At 68.6% G+C, this 19,500-nt stretch carries 13 protein-coding genes; 9 read left to right on the top strand and 4 right to left on the bottom strand.

The annotated features are described in order from the left end of the window. Position 1: 1 nt before the first annotated feature. The 3 genes from VFV19_16610 to VFV19_16600 form a co-directional block, all read right to left on the bottom strand. Positions 2 to 2,530: a hypothetical protein gene (locus VFV19_16610; GenBank protein HEX4825924.1), complete on the bottom strand. Its 2,529-nt coding sequence runs from the start codon at positions 2,528 to 2,530 to the stop codon at positions 2 to 4. Positions 2,531 to 2,598: 68 nt separating this feature from the next. Further along, entirely contained in the window at positions 2,599 to 3,252 is a 654-nt protein-coding gene (locus VFV19_16605; protein ID HEX4825923.1) for a response regulator transcription factor, read from the bottom strand. A gap of 19 nt (positions 3,253 to 3,271) precedes the next feature. Continuing rightward, complete coding sequence (locus VFV19_16600) at positions 3,272 to 6,274, bottom strand: ATP-binding protein (protein ID HEX4825922.1); 3,003 nt, start codon at positions 6,272 to 6,274, stop codon at positions 3,272 to 3,274. A gap of 80 nt (positions 6,275 to 6,354) precedes the next feature. On the opposite strand from VFV19_16600, the gene VFV19_16595 reads away from it, so the two are divergent. The 9 genes from VFV19_16595 (at position 6,355) to VFV19_16555 (ending at position 18,677) form a co-directional block, all read left to right on the top strand. After that, on the top strand, positions 6,355 to 9,558 hold the full coding sequence (locus VFV19_16595; protein HEX4825921.1) for a hypothetical protein: 3,204 nt from the start codon (positions 6,355 to 6,357) through the stop codon (positions 9,556 to 9,558). 54 nt (positions 9,559 to 9,612) lie between these two features. Next, complete coding sequence (locus VFV19_16590; GenBank protein ID HEX4825920.1) at positions 9,613 to 10,239, top strand: sigma-70 family RNA polymerase sigma factor; 627 nt, start codon at positions 9,613 to 9,615, stop codon at positions 10,237 to 10,239. Continuing rightward, positions 10,212 to 12,881, top strand: coding sequence for a CHAT domain-containing protein (locus VFV19_16585; GenBank protein ID HEX4825919.1), 2,670 nt, complete (start codon positions 10,212 to 10,214; stop codon positions 12,879 to 12,881). Before VFV19_16590 ends, VFV19_16585 begins: the two co-directional genes overlap by 28 nt. Then, positions 12,878 to 13,618, top strand: coding sequence for a hypothetical protein (locus tag VFV19_16580; protein ID HEX4825918.1), 741 nt, complete (start codon positions 12,878 to 12,880; stop codon positions 13,616 to 13,618). Before VFV19_16585 ends, VFV19_16580 begins: the two co-directional genes overlap by 4 nt. Next, positions 13,615 to 15,162 carry a hypothetical protein gene (locus VFV19_16575; protein ID HEX4825917.1) on the top strand — a complete coding sequence of 516 codons (1,548 nt, stop codon included), beginning with the start codon at positions 13,615 to 13,617 and terminating at the stop codon, positions 15,160 to 15,162. Before VFV19_16580 ends, VFV19_16575 begins: the two co-directional genes overlap by 4 nt. A gap of 86 nt (positions 15,163 to 15,248) precedes the next feature. Then, complete coding sequence (locus tag VFV19_16570) at positions 15,249 to 16,067, top strand: hypothetical protein (GenBank protein HEX4825916.1); 819 nt, start codon at positions 15,249 to 15,251, stop codon at positions 16,065 to 16,067. A 26-nt stretch (positions 16,068 to 16,093) separates the two neighbouring features. Continuing rightward, entirely contained in the window at positions 16,094 to 16,954 is an 861-nt protein-coding gene (locus VFV19_16565) for a hypothetical protein (protein ID HEX4825915.1), read from the top strand. Further along, positions 16,951 to 17,727 carry a serine/threonine-protein kinase gene (locus VFV19_16560; GenBank protein ID HEX4825914.1) on the top strand — a complete coding sequence of 259 codons (777 nt, stop codon included), beginning with the start codon at positions 16,951 to 16,953 and terminating at the stop codon, positions 17,725 to 17,727. The genes VFV19_16565 and VFV19_16560 overlap by 4 nt, the downstream gene beginning before the upstream one ends. A 98-nt stretch (positions 17,728 to 17,825) precedes the next feature. Next, positions 17,826 to 18,677: a thiopeptide-type bacteriocin biosynthesis protein gene (locus VFV19_16555; protein HEX4825913.1), complete on the top strand. Its 852-nt coding sequence runs from the start codon at positions 17,826 to 17,828 to the stop codon at positions 18,675 to 18,677. Here VFV19_16555 and VFV19_16550 read toward each other — a convergent pair. Further along, positions 18,629 to 19,450 carry a hypothetical protein gene (locus VFV19_16550; protein HEX4825912.1) on the bottom strand — a complete coding sequence of 274 codons (822 nt, stop codon included), beginning with the start codon at positions 19,448 to 19,450 and terminating at the stop codon, positions 18,629 to 18,631. The two genes, VFV19_16555 and VFV19_16550, sit on opposite strands and share 49 nt — an antisense overlap. Between the last annotated feature and the right edge of the window lie 50 nt (positions 19,451 to 19,500).

The raw sequence follows: 19,500 nt of genomic DNA, 5'->3' as shown, positions 1-19,500 counted from the left end.
CTCACGGACACGGCCCGATCGACTGAACGGCCTCGCAGCGCGAGCCCGAGCCGATCGGCCGCTCGGCGCCGGTCGAGTCGGTGCCGTAGGAGCCTTCGCCGTCGGACCCGAGCGCGACGATCAGGTAGTAGCGGTTGCCCGCCGCGGGCGCGAGGTCTTCCGTCAGATCGGCACCGGTGTCAGTGCATGTCCGCATCGTGTGGCTGTACCAGTTACCGAGCGTGCCTTCGTAGATCGCATAGTCGGTCGCGCTCACCGAGCAGCTCGCGCTCCAGCTCAGTTTCACGTTGCCGGGGGTCGCGACGGACCTGTCGACGCGCAACGAGTCGCCGACCGTGCCGGCTCCTGTTGAATCGAGCAAGGACGGCACCGTGTACACGAGCATCGCCTGCGATCCGTCCGAGAACGACGCGCCGAAGTCGAGCTGATCGCCGTCGAGCCCTTCGCGCCCGAGGGTGACGCCCGTGACCGTCTTTCCCTCGAGCGTGTCGCCGATCGCGATGACCTTGGTCGGCGGGCTCGCGAGATAGATCCCGGCTTGACCGTTGCTTCCCATCCCTCGAAACGCGGTGACGTTTCCACCGGCACTCACCGCGTCGAAGCCGGTGTAAGTCCCGGTGCCACCCGGGATCGGCGTATTGAGGTCGACGAGCCGGATTGGCGAGGGAGGAACGAGGGAGTTGCTCACCTCCGAGAGATAGACGCCCTGTTGGCCTGCGGCGGCTCCGACGAAAGCGATGCGTGTCGGCCACGCCGCCGGTGAGGCGACGCGCGGTGACGCGAGCGACAGATGGCCGAACCCGGTGAAGGCGCCGCTTCCGCCCGGAACCGGTGTCGTTCCATCTGCGATCCGGACCGGGCTTGGCGGTATCATCAGGTCCGTGACATCGGCGAGGTACAAACCTTCCTGCGACGTTCCGCTTCCGACGAAGCCCACGTGGCTCGCGGATGGGGATATCGTCATGGAGACCTCGCGGAACGCCGTGAAGTCGCCGGTCCCTCCCGGAATTGCGGTCGTGAGATCGACGAGCCGAATGGGGTCGGGTGGAATCTGTAGATTGCTGAGGTCGGCGAGGTAGACGCCCTGCTGCCCCACGCCGCTGCCGACAAACGCCGCCCGGATCGGTGTCGGCGGAATTCCAGCGAGCGAGAGATCGCCGAAGCCTGTGAAGGTGCCGGATCCTCCGGGGATGCCGTAGGCAAGGTCCGCCACCTCGATGGGGTTGGGCGGAACCTGCAGATCGCTGAGGTCGGCGACGTAGACGCCTTCCTGCCCGGCACCGCTGCCGATGAATCCCAGGAGCGACGCCGCCATGGACAGGTTGCCGAATCCCGTGAACGTCCCGGTACCTTCGGGGATCGCGCTCGCGAGATCGGCCACCTTGATCGGGTTCGGCGGAGTCGCGCGCACGTAGACGCCCTCTTGGCCTGAAGTTCCCGAAGCGATGAACGCGTCGCGCCCGCCGCGGCTCACGGGTCCTTCTGCGAACGACGTCACGATGCCGGTGCCGGCCGGCACCGGCGCGCCGCTCGAGACGATCGGTGCACACGGATCCACCGGATAGTGCACACCGTTTGCGTCGTAGTTGGTGCCTGATCCCGCCGCCACGCTGAAGGCTGGGACCGGCGTCATGCCGGCATCCATGACCTCGATCCCGGTGAGACGCGCCGTCGAGAGAAAATCGACGAACCCATCGAGCGTCGCACCGGGGAGGACGTAGACCATGAGCCCCGCGGTGAAGTCGAATGATGTGCCGAAGTTGATCGGCAGCAGGAACGTCACGAACTCGCCGGCGCCGCTCGACGAGCCGGCGGCGAGCGTGAAGCCGCCGAAGGTGCCGGGGCCGCTCGCGCCGCCGAAGCCGGCCGGGTAGCTGATGTACGGCTGCGGGTTGTTGTTGGCGCCGCCGGTGATCATCAGCGGATAGATCGGTCCCGGGCTCGCCTGGTAGAGCACGGTCATGCGAACGTCGTCGTTGCCGGTGAAGTTCAGGTGGCCGTCGATCCAGAAGTGGAAGCGAACGTAGCCCGAGGCCCCGCTCGCAACGTTCGGGCTCGTGATCGTCAGCGTATCGGTGAACTTTCCGTACGCCTCGGCACCCTGGACGATGGGTGCGGCATAGCCGGGGGTTGCGAGGAGCCGAGCGTACGCTCGCGCTCCCAGCACGCCGAAGTCCGCCTTGGCGTCGGCCGATCCGGTCGAGTGATCGTTGTCGAAGTTGTCGTAGTCGACGTCGAGCGAGGTGGCATCGGCCAACGGCCCGGCGGGGCCGGTCCGCGTCCGATACCCGCCGGCGATGTCGCAGGCGGCGTAACCCTCCGTGGGCATCGACACGCCCAACCCACCGAAGAATGGGAAGACCGGCGGCGGCGTTCCATAGGTGCCGCACGAGAACGGCGGCGGATCCGGAAATGTCGGCTGCGACTGGCCACCGACCGTGAGGACGAACGTGTCGATCTCCGGCGTGGCCATCGCGAGACCCGTGGCGCAGAGAACTGCGGCGATGAGGCTGACGAAGCGTGTGCTCATGGTGGGCTCCGGTATACCGGCGCGGGGAGCCGGTGCCCACTATCTGGATTGTTAGGAATCGGCCCGGATCAGCGCACCAATCCGTCGCGAAGCGCCTTCGACACCGCCTCGGTCTTCGAGTGGACCTGGAGCTTCTCGTAGACCCGACGCAGGTGGAAGGCGATCGTCGCCGCCGAGACGTCGAGCGCCGCCGCGGCCGTCTTGTACGAGTGCCCCTCGACGAGGAGCTTCAGCACGCGCAGTTCGTGCGGTGTGAGGCGGTAATCGGCGTGGCGGGCGGGCTCGAACCGCGAGAACAACCCGACCACACGACGCGCGATTTCGGGAGACATGGGGGCGCCGCCGCGCACCGCCTCTGCCGCGCCGGCGAGGAGCTGCGGTGCCGGGGTCTTCTTCAGGAGATAGCCGCACGCGCCGGCGCACAGGGCCTGGAAGATCCGGTCGTCATCCTGATAGACGGTCAGGACGACGCTCGGGATCGTCGGCCGCGACACCTTGAGACGGCGGATTCCCTCGATCCCGCCCATGCCCGGAAGGCCCAGGTCGACGAGCACGACGTCGGGCTCCTTCGCCTCGAGCTCGGGCAGCGCGGACTCCATGACCGGCCACGCGCCGGCGCAGGCGAAGCCGGGCGCGGCCGCGATCAAGGTCGCAAGGCCCTCGCGGATATCGTCTTGGTCCTCGACGATCCCGACACGGATGACGGAGGTCTCGATGTCCATCGTCATGGTCTCCGAATCCTTACATCCGGTTCCTGCGACGCCACACTATCCATCTTGCTAGCGATCGCTTCGGCCGGAGGACGTCGAGGACGACACGCGTGCCGCTGCCGACGACCGATTCCACGTTGAGGCGCCCGTCGAGCGCCTCGGCGCGGGCGCGCATGCTCGCGAGACCGTGGCCGGGTGTGATCGCAGAATGGTCGAAGCCGCGGCCGTCGTCGCCGATCGTCAGCCGGAAGCCTCCGCCCCGCCGCTCCAGGGCGACGCGGACGTGCCGCGCGCGCGCATGCTTGTGGATGTTGTGGAGCGATTCCTTGAAGACGAGGTAGATCGCCCGCCGGACGTCCGGTTCGAGGCGCTCGTCGCCGTGCGCCTCCGGCAGATCGAGCTGCACCGTCGCGGCGCCGTCGGCGAAGAGGTCGGCCCCGAAGCGCCGCATGCGATGGACAAGATCGCTGAGACGGTCCTCGCCCGGGCTGATCGCCCACACCGTGTCGCTCATCGCATCGACGAGGCTGCCCGCAAGCTCGGTGATCCGGCCGAGCGCTCGCGGCGCCGGCGCTTGCTCCGCGACCTGACTCAAGACGGCGATCTGCGACAGGCTCGAGCCGACCTCATCGTGAAGGTCGGTGGCGATCCGCGTGCGCAACCGCTCGAGCGTGAGCAGGTGCGCGACGCGAACACGGTACGCGCCGAACGCGGCGGCGACACCGAGGACGGCGACGAGGCTCACGAACCAGCCACGCTTGTAGAACGGCGCCGCCACGTGGAAGACGACGGTCGCCGGCGATCCGCCGTTCGAGGTCGCGGACGTCACGAGAAAGCGGTAATGGCCGGGCGCGAGATTCGAGTACACGACCGAGCGTTCGTCGGTGGGCGCGCTCCAGCTCGAGTCGGCGCCCTCGAGCTTGGTGCGGAACTGCGGAGACGATCCCGGTGCGTGATGAACGGCCAGGTACTCGATGCGCAGCGTCCGCTCGCCGGCTCGAAGCGAGAGCGGACCGACGCTTGACGCACCGAGGGGAGCGAGGGGGAGCGGCGTCCCTTCCACGGTGATCGAACGGATGCGAATCGGCGCCTCGAACGACGGTGGATCGGGACCCGGGATGAGCTGCGCGAGGCCGATCGCATCCGCGAACCAGAGCCGATCGGAGGTGTCGCGAAAGGCGTATCGAATCTCGCCGCGCGGGAGGCCGTCGTCGTCGGTGAAGAGGCGGAAGGCGCCGGTCTTGCGATCGAGACGGAGCACGCCGCGCGTCGTGCCGAAATAGAAGCGGCCGTCGCGATCCTCCGTGCCGCACGTCGTCGCCAGATCGGCATACCGAGCAGGCAGAGGCTGCCGCTCGAACGCCGGATGCGCGGATGCCGGATCCGAGCTGACCGCGAGGCCTTGACCCAAGATCCACAGCGCACCCGCGCGATCGACGAAGAACGGCGCTTCCGCGAGGGCCGCGACCGGGACCGGGAGGCGCTCGAAATTTCCGTCGCGGTAGCGGAGGATCCTTCCGTCCTCGAAGGCGATCCAGATGTCGTGCGCGGCGTCCTCCGCGAACGCGTAGGCGACGGCGTGCGTCCCGATGGCCGAGGACGGAAAGGTCGTGATGGTGCCGCCGGGATGCCGGCACGACAGCGTGCTCGCTTCCGATTCGCCCCTCGGGGAGCCGATCCAGAGGTCGCCGTTCGCGGCGACGAAGACCGCCGAAGCCTCGGCGCGTTCGAGGTCGCTTCCGCCGGCCGGTGCGCGCACCGGCGTCGCACCGTGAAAGCGGAGCAGGCCCATGGAGCCGCCTACCCACCAATCTCCGGACGGATCCTGGGCGAACTGCCCCGCGGTGCGCCAGCCCACGAGTCCCGAAGCGAACGGAAGGGTGAGCGCCCGCGCGACCAAGTCCGCGGCGCCGCTCGTGTACAGCGTGAGCGACGTCTCGCCTCGGGTGAGCACGGCGACCCGGCCCTCTCGATCCCCGGCGACACCGATGATGATCGAGCGTTGCGCGTCGACCTCGTCGTGCTGCGTGAAACCGCTCGCGACGCGCTTGGCCAACCCGCGGTAGAACATCCCGCACCACAGGTTTCCCTCGCGGTCGAAGGCGACCGTCTGCACGGCGGCATCGGGCAAGCCCGACGATCGATCGAGCTTGCCCTCGACCTTGAAGCGCCCGCTCGCATCGCGCCGCACGTCGTCGATCCCCGCGAGCGTGCCGATCAGGAACCGGTCGCGATCGACGCGCAGGAGGCTGCTCGGGCTGATGCTGATGCCGTCCGACTCTCCGAGAATGGCCGGCCCTGGAGCGGGCGAGGCGAACGGATCTCCCGTGAAGTGCGCGACGCCGCCGAGGAAGGCGGTCCACACGCTCCCGTCGTCGTCGAACATGAAGTCGCTGACGAACCCGTAGCCCGGCTCGGCATCATCGTGATGATCGACGCGGCCGTCGCGTGCGATGCGATAGAGACCGGAGCGATGTGTCCCGACCCAGACGGCGCCTCCCGGTCCCTCCGCGAGGCTGGTCACGCGCCCGAGCTGCGGCACGCCGTCGATTCTCGACGCGCCTCCGCCGGTCGGTGGGATCCGCCACAAGCCGTGCCGCGTGCCGACCCAGATCGTGCCGTCGCCGGCGGCGAGCAGGCGGAACGGAGCCGGCGCGGATCCGTTCTCCTCCGATGGGAATTCGAAGCGCGCGAACACCGGTTCCTGTTTCCGCTGCGAAGGGTCACCGCGAAACAGCCCCACGTCGGTCGCGACCCAGAGCAATCCGTCGCCGGCGAGGGCGATGTCCTGGACCTCCGCGCGCGGGAGACCCAGATCCGCACCGAGAAGATCGAAGCGCTCGCCATCGAACTTCCACAACCCCGACGCGCCCGCGATCCACACGACACCGCTCGGATCGATTTTGAGACGGTTGACGTGCGATTCCGCGAACCCGTCGGTGGCGGTGTAGTGGCGGATCGGAGCCCGGGCGGCGTGGGCGGCGAACGGCAGCGTGGCCGCCACGAGCATCGCGAGGATCTTGACGCGCCCCACGAAAGTAGCGTACCGCAGAGGGCAATCGGCCACGACGCGGACTCCCTCTCTTCTGAAGAGGTCTCAGGAGGGAGGGTGCGATGGGGCAGAAACTTTGCGCGACGGCGTTGGCCGTCCTCGTGGGTGGTGCGGTTTCGGCGGCGCCGGGTGGGCTCCAACAGGTTCCGGATCCGACGCCCGGCTGGGACACCGCGTTCGTGAACCCGGGGGATCCCGCGTATTACCTCCCCTCGTATCCGATCGCGTTCGTCAAGTCGCCGGTCGTCGAGTGGAGTCATCCCTTATGCCTGATCGGGTCGTCTTGTTACGCCTACGACCCGAATAATCCGCAGACCTGCTCAGGGACGCCCTTCCCCAACGCCACGGTCGGTCACTACCACGTCGGGACCGACGTGCTCTCCGCGAACGACCCTGATCCGGGCAACGAGCTGTGGATCTATCTCCCATCCGTGGGTCAGGTCGTCAAGCTCTTCCCGCGGCCGATCCACGAGCATTCGGTCATCGACTTCACAGCGGCCGTCGGCTCCGTCGTCGAGCCGAGCCTCTCGGAGGACGGCCGGCGTATCTACTTCGCGTACTTTCAGGACGCGACCGACGCGAACAGCACGCATCAAGATCAGATGACGCTCTCGCGGACCGGCGCCGACCTCTACGCGATCGACATCGGCCCTCTCCTGAGCCAGCCGCTGACGAATCCCGATACGCTCGTCGTGACGCGTCTGACGACCCGAAACTATGTGTTCGATCATGGATACATGGTGCAAGACCCCGCCGACCGCGACAAAGCGGCGATGAATCCGACGATGGCGCAGCAAACGAGCATCAACGAAACGAACTGGGGCACCGTCTTCATGCATCCGACCGAGTTCAGAACGCGCGCCGGACTCCGCTTGGCCTACGTGAGCAACGAGCGCCGGCTCGCGAACTCGAACCAGCAGATGGGTCACTCCAACAACAACTTCAACATTCACGTCGCTCCGATCCTTCCGGACGGCACGCTCGGCCCCGAGGACGGGCAGTTCCAGTACTACACGACGACCTCCGCGTTATCTCCGACGCCGCTCAGAAACGGCCTCGCCTTCTCGTATCAAGCATCGACCGACGCGATGCGCATGTGGCACATCCAGGGGATGGACTCCGAGGGGTATTGGTTCCCGATCATCGGCTACGGCTCGAACCCCGAGGTCTACCACCTCGCCACGTTCTGCGTGACGAACGACAACGGCGTCTTGGGCGACCGCCTCGTCGCCGCCCGCTACTACAACGGGAGCAACGAGGGGTTCGGCGCGCTGTGGTCGCAAGACCTTTCAATCCGTGGAAAGAACACCTACAACGACCCTGCCAACCTCGTGCAGAACAACTGGTACGTTCCGTTGCAGGTCGGATCTCAGCTGCTCACGCCATCGCCTCTTTCACTCTCGACCGACCAGCCGTCCCCTCTGCGATCGCCCGGCGTGTTCTACGGGAAATTCACCTCGCCGCGTTGCGGAGGCGTCGATGAGCTCTACTTCTCGTACACGCCGACCGGCGCGAATTACAAGAGCTACAACTACGACGCGGAATGTAACCAGGGCCGCTACCGCGCGCGTATCGACTTTCGACCCAACCTCAATTGGTTCAATCCGGGGGTCACGCCAAGCCCGGAGAACCACTACGACGGGAGCTCCATCGTCATCCGGAAGCGGAACGGCGATTCGAACCTCGTCTGGCCGGTGCCGATCGTGCCGTGGAGCACCCGCTCGAACGGCGACGCGACCCAGCGGGTGGCGACGAAGTCGTTGATCACGCCGACTCCCGACATCCTCCCGGGAGAGCCGTTCGCCCGCATCGGGACCTCGGCGATGGGGAATACCGATCGGCGTCCATGGGAGTGCTACCTCAGGCAACCGGCCTCCGGGGCTCGTTTGTACTTCAACCCGTGGGGCAACTACGGCGTCGGCCAGGAAAGCGATCTGATCACGCAGAACCAGGCGCCATGGACCTGGGTCAACGTGAGCCCCCCGAACAACTTCTGCGTTCCGCCGCCGGCGTCGCAAATCCTCGGCCTCGTGATCAACATCACCAGCGACAAGACGAATCTCAACGATTCGGCGCTCGGGTACACGTCGGACGGTGTGCACTTCGGCAACGGCCAGTATGGCCGTGCCACCGAGGCCTCGCGCCTCCTCGGCATCTACGACGTCCGAAACCAAACGGATCAATCGGCGTTCGCGCTGATCCCGTCGAACGTGCCGATCGAGCTCCAGGCGATCGACTCGACCTACGGGATGAAGCTGACCGATCAGGCGAGCTGGCACAGCCTCAAGCCGCAGGAGACGCGGACGGACTGCGGTGGATGCCATCAGCACGCCGCCGATGCCCCCTCGCCCGTACGGTTCGAGAACTCTTATGCGAGCACGCAGCCGCCGCTCGACCTCGTGCGCTCGACCACGACGATCTCGTACGACGCGCACTGCCAGATCCAGGTGGACCCACCGACACGGGCACCGGCGGTCGACTACCCGGAGTGGCGCGCCGACATCTGGCAGGGCTTGAATACCTATTGCGGCGGTTGTCACAACTCGTCGAGCTCGGGGAATACGACGGCGCAGAACGCCCTCTCCTGGTCCGACACGTCGATCCCGACGTCGGATCTCGTGTACGCCACCCTCAATCTTCGCAAGTACGCGAGCTCGGGGCTCGGCGCGCTCGGCAGCCCCCTCTTCTGGGCGGCACGCGGGCGCCGCACCGACAATCGGGACAACACCGCGGCGCCGGCGAACGTCAACTGCACCGGCTGCGATGACAAGACGCGGTACGGCTACTACTACTCCTCAATCCACGACAATCTCGGCAACAGTGCGGGGCACCCGTGCACGACCGGCGACGCCGCGTATGCCTCGTGGCTCTTCAAGCTCGGGAAGTGGATCGACAACCACATGCCGCGGGATACCGGGAACACGATTCCGAACCCCATCGGCTACAAGTTCGATTGGTACCACCCCACCGCGGACGCGGCGATCTCGACGAGCAACTGCGCTGCGACCCAACTTCGAGTCGGATGGTGGGACGACTCGAACGCGCTGAAGTCGATTTCGGTTCTCCTGAACGACAGTCGGTCGATCTACTCGGCGCAATGGCCCGACTCTTCTCACCCGATCCAGAACGGCGAGGTTCTCCTCTCGATCCTGGGGGTCTCGTCGAGCGACTGGATCACCGTCGAGGTGCACGACGCGGCGGACAACCGGCAGATCTACCGGAAGCGCGTCGATCAGCTCGTCGCGGAGTGCACGCCGGGGCCGTGAGCGGCCGAAACTTTATCCGCCGAGGAGGCCGGTCTCCGGAGTAGATTCAAGGCCATGTCGGCCACGGCATTCCCGGAGTTCGAGCCTCGCGGAGCGGGAGCGGAGCTGACGGAGCGCCTCACGCGCATCGTCGACGGCGACGACGGAGCGCGGCGTTGGCTGCACGACACGTTCGCGCCGCGCCTCTCACGCCGGCTGCGCGCGCGGTACGCGCGGTTCCGCGGGGTCGACGTCGAGGAAGTGTTCCAGGACACCTTCCTCTTCTTCTTCCAGAGCGCGCCGCGCACCTTCGGACGATTCCTCGACGAGGTCCCGGCGGCTCAACGCACGGAGACGCGGCTCGACGCGTACCTGTGGGACCTCGCCTGCGGTATCGCGAGCAACCGCCTGCGCTCGGCGCGGCGCAAGCCTGCCGCTTCGTCGATGCCGGTGGAGGAAGCGGTCGACCCGGTCGATGCGGAGCGCCTCACGCTCGACCGCGACCTCTTGAGCAAGCTCAAGGCGTGTCTCAAGCGGGCCGGGAGCCGGTCGTACCTCTACTACAAGCTCCGGTTCGTCGACGGGTTCACTCCGGATGAGATCGCGGTCGTGACCGGCTGGTCGCGGAAGATCACGTACAAGCTGCGGTCGGTCCTGGATGGAGCGATCGACCGATGCGCGCGTCGTCTCGGCCTGCGCTGATCGCGGTCGCTCTCGCGGCGGCTGCGTGTCGCGTCGCAGGACGCTCCGGCCTGATCGCGGATCCCGCTCCTGTATTTCGAGGCCACCGCGACATCGACGTCGCCGGGGCGGCCGCTCCGGTCCCGCGCGTGATCGGGCGGTCCGCGCCGATCGGGTTCTGCCTCGACGCACCGCCTCAAACCGATACGAGCCAGTGGGAGGCGCGCGTGCTCGACGGCACCTTCGTGCGTCCGGTCGCGCGCCTCGACACGACGGTCTGCTTCGAGGCGCCGATCCCCGCGAGCCTCGCCGATGGAACGCGGACGATGTGCGCCGTCCTCCGCGACCGTTTCGACGGAGAGACGCAGAGCTTGCCCTGCCTGCCATTCCGGCTCGAGACCGACGATGGAGCGATCGCGGAGCTCGACAAGCGGATCCCTTCCGCGTTGGCCAAAGGGGCATCCGCGCTCGAGTCGCTTTCCGACGACGCGAAGGCTGACGGCTACACGGGACTGGCGTTCCGCGCAAAGCTCATCGCGGCGTACGCGCTGCGCCGCGATGGGTCCGACTCGGCGCGTGCCGAGGCCACGCTCCTGCTGCGCGACGACCCGCCGTGGGTGCGATCCACCGCCGGCCTTCGCTGGGCGGGTCCGCTCGACTACGAGCGCGCGTCGCTCGCGCTCGACGCTCGAGCCGATCTCGCCGGTTGCTGGCGCCTCCTCCGGACGGCCGAACGAAGCTTCCGGCTGAGCGGCGATCGCAAGTGGATCGCCGTCGCCGGAAAGCAGGCGGAGGTCCTCTCCCGCGCCGGCGCTCTCGGCGAGGCGAAGGAGCGTCTCCGATTCGCGGTCTCGGTGTGCGGCACCGCCCCGTGCGACCCGTCGCTCGTCCGTTCCGTGGAGAGCACGTGGGCGTGGCTCGTCGCTTCGGATCCCGATTCATCCCCCGAGGAGATCGACGCGGCGACGCGCCGCGTGGCGGCGATCGGATCCGAAGCCCCGGCGTCGCAGGACAAACTCGAGCAGGCGAACGTCTTTCTCAACCTTGCCTTCCTCGAGGTGCGCGCCGGCCGCGCGCCCGTGGACGCCCTGGCGCGTGCGCGCGGTCTGATCGGCAACGACGCTTCCGCGCGGGCGCACGATCTCGCCGCGTGGGCCGACCTTGCTGAGGCTCGGCGGGACATGGACGAGGGCGATGCGCACCGCGCCCTCGCGGCGTGCGGACGGATCGACGCGGCCGCTGCGAGCCCGCGTGTCCGCGCCTTCGCCGCGAGCGCCACCGGAGCTGCACTGCGGAAGCTGAGAAAGCTCGAGCAGGCGAGCGCGAGCTACGCGAAGGCGCTCGCGCTCCACGCGGCGTCGAATGCGACGCGGCTCGACGATCCGCTGGGGCCGAGCCCTTGGGCCGAGGACGCGTACGCCGCGGCGCGTGTCGAGGTCGAGGGCGGGCGCCCCGAAGAGGCGTGGGCGATCTTGGAAGCCCTGGACGAGGACCGAGAGACACCACCTCGACCTGCGCCGGTGTCGCTCGAGCCGTGGCTCGCTCTCCTGGCCGAGCTCGAGCGCCCCGCGTCGTCGTCGCGGCGCGAGGAGCGCGATGCGATTCGCTGGTCGGCGCTCGACCGCATGCGCGAGGCGATCCGTTCGCACGACGCTCCGTCGAAGCGCGAGCAGGCCTCCACCGACTACCGCGCATTCCCCGTCGACGTTGAGGTGATCGTCCTCCGGCGAACGGAGGGCGGTCGCATCGTCACCTACCGGCGGACGCCGTTCTCGCGCGCCGAGCTCGTCGCGCGCATTTCGGCCGTGCGCGATGCCCTCGAGCGAGGCGACGTCGACGACGCCCGATGGGACCAGCTCGTCGAACCCCTGGGAAGAGCGCTCGCACCCAGGGCGGAGGATCTCGCCGCCGCCACGGCGTTCGCGATGCACGGCATCCTTCAAGACGTTCCGCTCGCCGCGCTCAGGATTCCAGCCGACGCAGCCCGGCGATGGCTCGGCGAGGTCACCGCACCGGTCCATCGCACGGCGATCGCGACACCCGTGCGACGCGAGAGTGCCGCCGGCGGAGCCGTCGTCGTCTCCGATCCTCGCGGCGACCTCGGTGCGACGGCTGCGTGGAGCGGCGGTCCCGCGACGATCCTTCGCGGCGAGGGGGCGACACGCGATGCGCTCCGCCGGGCCCTTTCAGGCGCAGCGCTCCTTCACGTCGACGCGCACGCGCACTACGAGCCTGCGTTTCCCGAGCTCTCGACGATCGTTCTCGCCGACGGTGTCACGACCGGGCAGGAGCTGGCCGCGTGGGGGCCGGGCCTCGTCTTCGCCAATTTGAGCGGTTGCGCCACCGGGCGCGCGCCCGTCAGCGCGGACAGCGGCCGCTTCGGCATCGCCGGCCTTCTCGCGCGCTCGGGCGTGCCGTGGGTCGTCGCAGCCCGGGCGCCGCTCGCCGATGCCCTGGCCGCCGCGTTCAATCGGGCGTTCTATGCGGCCCTCGCGGGCGGGGGCGACGTTCCCCACGCCTATCGCTCCGGTCTCGAAGCCGTTCGCCGCCGCAGCCCGGCCTCGCGGTGGGGCGCGTGGGTTCTCTTGAGCGGCGCCGACGCCGATCGAGGGGGGCAAACGGCCGATGCGCGGACTCCCCATCTTGCGGGGGGGCTGCGATGACTTCGAGATTCGAAGACGACCGGCTGTGGGATCTGCCACGCGTGGAGTCTCACGACGACGGGCCGGCTCCCCCTGACGAGCTCCTCAGCGCCTACCGCGCGGGCGCGCTGCCGGCGGACGAGACGACACGCCTCGAATGGCGCCTCGCCGGGAGCCGGCACGGACGCGAGCGGTTGGCGACGTTGGCCGGAGTCCATCTCGAGTCGCATCCGGAGCATCGCTCGCGGCCGATGAAGCTCGTCGCCGCGATGCTCGCCGCGGCGGCGACGATCGGGATCACCGTGCTCCTCGTCGTCGGGCGGGGCAGGCCGCCGCTTCCCGACTTCTCGGTGCGCGTCGAGGGGCTCGCCTCGACACGGGGTGTCCCCGGCGAAGCGCGCGCCTTCGCCTCGGAGCGCGTGCGCGTCGTCGTCGAGCCGCGTGGTGAAGCAGCGGCCGGTCTGATGTTCGGCGCGTATCGCCGGGACGACGGCGGCCTCACGCGCCTCAGGGAGCCGGACGAGATCACGATCGCGGCCGATCGCGGCAGCGCTTCCCTCACCGCCGAGGCGGACCACCTCGTCGGACCGGCGGAAGGGACGCGTCCCTTCTTCATCGTCGTCTCTCGTCGCTCCCGCTTGCCCGACCGCGTGGCTGCGCCGCCGGAGACTTCCGAGTTTGCCCTCACCGAGGCGACCGGGGGACGCATCTACCGTGTCTCGCTCACGATCACCGCCCGGACGGAGAATGCACCATGAAGCTCTCTCGATTCGCCTGGCTCGCCGCCCTCCTCGCCGCATCGGTGTCGGCCTCGCACGCAACGCCCATCGACTGGCACCTCTACGACGCAAGCTGCGCCGGTGGCGCCGCCGCGGTCGACATCGCCTGCGGAACGTACGGGCGGTTCATGATCCTTCAGTCGACCCCGCCGCCCGGGTGCACTCCGCGCGCGTCGGGAGGAGAAGAGCCGCCGGTCTATCCGGCCTCGCCGCCCGCCACGCAGCCGTTCCCGTTGCACATGACGCGGCTCCGCGACATCGCTCCTCAGGAATCGCCCGCCGGCTTCACGAGCCTCGGCCCCGTGTCGAGGTGGATCGCCGTCGTCGACTTCGACGACGCGCACGGCGAGAGCACCTCGTGGCTCGCCGGGCAGATCGCGGGGCCGGACGTCACGCCGGCGCTCGCCCCGCTCGACGACCCGGCGCTCGACGTCCTCGGGCCGGTCGGCGACTTCCACGTCCTCGCAAGGCTGTGCGAGATCGCGCAGGACGTCGACGGGGGAGCGCTGCCGGCACCGCGGACCGTCAACATGAGCTTCGGCCGCCGCGTGCGCGCCACGGACCCCGCGTCGTCCTCGTCGTGTCCGGTGCAGAACGCCGCCTGCCAGGTCGCGCAGGTCGTCCACCACGTCGCACAGTCCGGCGCGTGGCTCGTCGCCGCCGCCGGCAACCATCGCGACAGCCTCTTCCCCGGAGCGCTCGACGAGGTGGTCGACGCCGGCATGGTCGACCTCAATGCGTTCCTCGCGGGCATCGCCACACGACCGGCCTGGGAGACGCCGCCGGCAGCGGCCGCCACGATTCCCGGATACGGACTCTGCCTCGACGCGTGGCCGGCGCCCGCGGGGTCGTCGTACTCGAGCGCGCTCCTCTCGGGTTGGCTCGTCGCTCTGCTCGACCATCCCGACGTTCTCGACCAGCTCGGCGACGGCACGTGGATGCCGGCATGGAGCCCGGCGAGCGGGTGCTACGTGCTCGCGAAAGGACGCAAAGCGACGCCGTGGTGCAACGCAGCCGTCACGTCGATCTTCGCTGCCTTGCTCGGGCCCACGCAGCCGGGCTGCGGCGATCCCGCCGCCGCTGCGGTCACGGTTTCCGCCGGCCGCGCGACGCCGCCCGACGCGATCCCGAGCATCGACACGTGGGGCGGGCCGACGCACCCCGAGCCCGAGTCCGACCCGTGCGTCCCATGCTCGGGGCGGCTCGTCGCCACGAGCCACGGCTCCGACTTGCGCATCGACATGTCGGAATCGGACGCGCTCCCGGGCGGAATCGTTCTCGACCAAGTGGCCCTGCACGTCGGCACGAGCAACTACGTCCTCGGTCTCACGACGTTGCAGCTCCAGCAGATGACGGCTGGGACGCTCGCGGCGATCGTCGTTCCGAACGGCGGCGCCCTCGTCAATCCAAGCGCTTCGATCTCGCTCTGGTACCGCATGAAGCCGGACGGGTCGATCGACTGCGCATCGTCCCCGTCGTGCTTCTGGAGCTCGACGCCGGTCTTGATGCAGACCTCGCCGTAGCGCAGCAGGCTAGTTTCCTGTTGCCCTCCCCTGGCAAGCGGCATATAGAAGCGGTCGATTCAGTCTGCAATCCAGAGGGGGTCAGCATGGAAAAGAAGAACTTCGACCGCAGGGTCTTGCTCGCCGGCGTCGGCGGGGCGATCGCGGGCTCGATGCTCGCGCGGCCCGCGCTCGCCGGGCAGCTCAATCCGCCGCCGGGGGCGGTCGGTCCGACCGGCCGCACGAACTCCGAGATCGCAGCCATGATCGCGAGGACGCCCGGCGGGATCTCGGAGCCGCGCATGCCCGTCCAGGGCCAGCCGGCGGGAGCCGACTGCCAGTATCTGCTCTCGTCGCCCGGCTCCTACTACTTGACCGACAACATCCAGGGAGTCGGTGGGGTTCACGGGATCAGGATTGCGTCGCCCAACGTCGATCTCCACCTGGGTGGATTCCACATGCTCGGCGCTCCGCCGAACGGCTTGCCCCAGGGCTCGGCGATCGTCTGCGACCAGTCGAACGTGACGGTGTACGACGGCACGGTCGTCGGATGGGGACGCGGCGTCGATTTCGAGCACGCCTCGCTCTTCATCGTTTGGGACGTGACCTCGATCAACTCGTCGTCGGGCGGGTTCTTCCTCGGCGATCGCGGGCAGGCGTACGACTGCGACTGCTACTCGAGCGGCGGCAACGGCTTCACCCTGAGCGGCGTGCGATCACTCGTCGAACAGTGCGGCGTCTGGACCTGCCCGATCGCGTTCAAGGGCATCAATTCTCCCAACCTCCTCATCGGCAACTGCGCGACCGAGTGCGGGACAGCGTTCGATCTCGGCCAGGGCAATGCGTACGGGCCGATCGTGTTCTGCACGGGCGACATCGGCGCGATCCCCAACTCCGGCCATCCCGAGGCGAACTACGTGTACTGATCGCCGCGAGGCACTGGAGGGGTTGGATGAGGAATCGAATCGCGATTCTGACCCTCGGGCTGCTCGCGGTGAACGCGGCAGCGATCGGGGGCGAGAACATCGATCCCGCCGGCGACGGCCACCAGTACGCGTGGGCCGAGAACGTCGGCTGGATCAACGCTGAGCCGAACGACGACGGCGGCAACGGCGTCGAAGTGAGAGATTTCACGCTCCTCGGCTGGATGTGGGGCGAGAACATCGGCTGGATCAGCCTCGCCTGCGACAACACGCAGGTCTGCGGCGTCACTCAGTACGGCGTCGCCAACGACGGATCGGGGCATCTGTCCGGATTCGCGTGGAGCGAGAACGCCGGCTGGATCAACTTCGCGCCGACGACCTGTCTCGGCGATCCGACGTGTGGCGTGACGATCGATCCGGCGACCGGTTACTTCTCGGGACGCGCCTGGAGCGAGAACGACGGATGGATCACCTTCTCGTCGGGACCGCCCGAGACGTGGACCGCGCGGACGTCGTGGTGCCAGGGAGTCGCCGCCGCACCCGGATTCCTGACCGGGTTCAAGGTGTCGAGGCCGGCGGGCTCGCAGGTGGCCACGCTCTCGTGGGACGCATCGAGCGGCGCCACGTGGTACGACGTCGTCGCCGGGCCGCTCTCGGTCCTGCGCTCGTCGGGCGGCGATTACAGCCAAGCGACGACGAAGTGCGTCGCGAACCGCATCGCGGTCACGACCACCGACGATCCCACGGCGGTGCCGCCGCCGGGGAACGGCGTCTGGTTCGTGGCGAGGGCGTCGAACTGCCGCGGGCGCGGGACGTATGACGGCGGCTCGCCGTCGCAGCATGGAGGACGGGACGCGGGCATCGCGGCGTCGCGCGCCGCCTGTCCGTGATCGAGGCGGGCACGCTCGTCTCGCACTACAGGATCGAAGGTGCGATCGGCGGCGGCGCGATGGCGAAGGTGTACCGCGCGACCGACGTCAGCTCGGGGCGCACGGTCGCGCTGAAGGTGCCGCGCGGCGGTCCCGACATACTGCGCCGCTTCCTTCGCGAGGTGCGTCTCGCCGCCAGGCTGATCCACCCGAACATCGTCCGTGTGCTCGGCGGATTCGAGCACGACGGTTCTCCGTGGCTCGTCATGGAGTTCGTCGAGGGCACGAGTCTCGGCGCAGTGATCGACGGCGGCGGACCGCTACCGCTCGCCGACGTCGTGCGACACGGCGCCGGGCTTGCCTCGGCGCTCGCCTTCGCGCATGCGCGAGGGGTCCTCCATCAGGACGTGTCGCCGAACAACATTCTGATCGCGGCCGGCGGACGCGCCATGCTCTCGGACTTCGGGCTCGCCAGCTTCTCGTCGGCTCCGCCGGGTGTGGAGTCGAGTCGGCTGCTGGCCGTGGGAACACGCGGCTACATGGCTCCCGAGAAGATCCTCGGTCACTCTACCGATGCGCGGAGCGATCTGTTCTCGCTCGGTGCGGTGCTCTACGAGATGGCGACAGGGCGGCCCGCGTTTCCCGGTGCGACGAACGAGACGGTGCTCGACGAGCCGGCCGCGATGGGCGTCGGCGAGGAGTTGGAGCGGATCGTCATGAAGGCGCTCGCGAAGTCACCGGACGAGCGCTACGCGAGCGCGGCCGACCTCGCCGCGGACCTCGCGGCGGCCTAGGGTGTCGCCGGCTTGTTCAGGAGCTGGGTCAGCTGCTTGCGTTCCCCCTTTTCGAGCTTTGCTTCGTACTCAACCCCACGATCTCTCATACTGTGCCGGTGAGCGTCGAGAAGCCCGAAGCCTGTCTCTACGCGGCGATGACGTCGCCGGCGGAGAGCCACGACCGCCTTCTCCACGAGCTCGTCGCTCCCGTCGTCGCGGAGATCCGCGAGCACCCCGATCTCGACTCGCTCTTCTTCGTCCGCTACGCCGACCCCGAGTGGCAGCTTCGCTTCCGCGTGCTGGGGCGTCCGGAGTGGGTCGACGGATTCGTGCGGCCGAGGGTCGAGAAGGCGCTCCGGCCGTTCGTCGCGTCGGGAGCGATCGGCGAGGTCGTGTGGGGCGAGTACGCGCGCGAGTGGGAACGCTACGGCGGCCCGGCCGGGATGAGGCTTGCGGAGAAGATCTTCTTCCACGATTCGGTCGCGTGCCTGGAGTTTCTCGAGTCTGAGAAAGTGCCGCGCCGCGAGTACAGCCTCGTCTTCACCGAGCGGTTTCTCGATCTTTTCCATTTCGACGACGCTCAGCGGACCGCGTTCTATCGCACGGGGCACGAGTGGGCGTTCCGCGACGGCGTCTTCCGCGACGAAGACCGGCCGAAGCTCGAGCGCAGGTACGACGGCATGCGCGACGGTCTGCGTGAGCGCGTCCTCACGTTCGGCGACGAGACGGCGCGCGCCATCGCGGGGCGCTGCCTCGAGGCGACGCGACCCGTCGTCGACGAGTTGCTCGCGGCCCACGCCGCCGGTCACGTTCAAAAAGATCTCGTCGATCTCGCGTGGTCGTACACGCACCTGCACTGCAACCGCTTGGGGATCGACGTCGTCCCCGAGGCGATCCTCCGCTACCTGATGTACCGGCTCTATGCCGAGGGAGGCCTGCGCCCGCCGAGCGCGCGCCAGACCAGGTAGCGCATCGTCGCTTCCTGGGTCGCGTGGATGCCGAGGCGGTTCGAGTGACCGTGACCGATGACGACTGCGAGATCGATCACCGACTTCGACGTCTTCCCGGACGCGACCGCCGCGCGGATCGCGCCGATCGGACCGCGCAGAGCTTCGATGAGGGCGAGCGCGATCTCTTCAGGCTCCCTGCCGCCCCACGCAGCTTTCCCAGAAACCGCCTCGCGCAGCATGCTCTCCTGCGCCTCGTACTTCCCGTCGAGGATCGCGAACACCTCGTCGTCCCAGCGCCCCGACTCGGCGGTCCATTCCCATCCGCGGCGGTAGAAGGCGAGACGTTCGTCGGCGCGGAGCGGAAAGAGACCGAGGATCGCCTCGACGACGTGGAGGCTCCACTGGGCGCGCGACGCTTCGAGCCGTCCTGCGGCCTCGGCCTCGAGGAACGCCAAGCACGCCGCGGTGTCGGCGTGGTCGAACGCCATCAAGAGATCTTCGTCCTCGCGGCCGCCGACCCACTTGTCCTCCGCGGCCGGCTCGCCGAACGCGAACGTCGTCGCCGCGAGGTGGCGCTCGATCTCCGGCCGCACGACATCGTCGAGCCAGGAGCGCGCGCCGAGGACGCGGAGCCTGACCCCCCAATCGGGCTTGTTGAATCGCTCGAACGAGATCGCCTCGAGCTCGGTCGCTCCGGCGAGCGCCGCGATGACGAGGGCGATCTCGCCTCGGATCACGGCGTCTTGGGAAGCCTTGGGGGAGGGGATCGAGACGGCGAGCGCGTCACGCATGGGGCGGGGCGTTTTTTCCGGCGCGGAGGGAGCGATGGTCGTGCGATCCC

This window comes from Candidatus Polarisedimenticolaceae bacterium, from assembly GCA_036275915.1.
Lineage (GTDB): Bacteria > Acidobacteriota > Polarisedimenticolia > Polarisedimenticolales > DASRJG01 > DASRJG01.
Note: the sequence above shows the minus strand (reverse complement) of the source record. Positions and strands in the feature narration are given on the sequence as shown.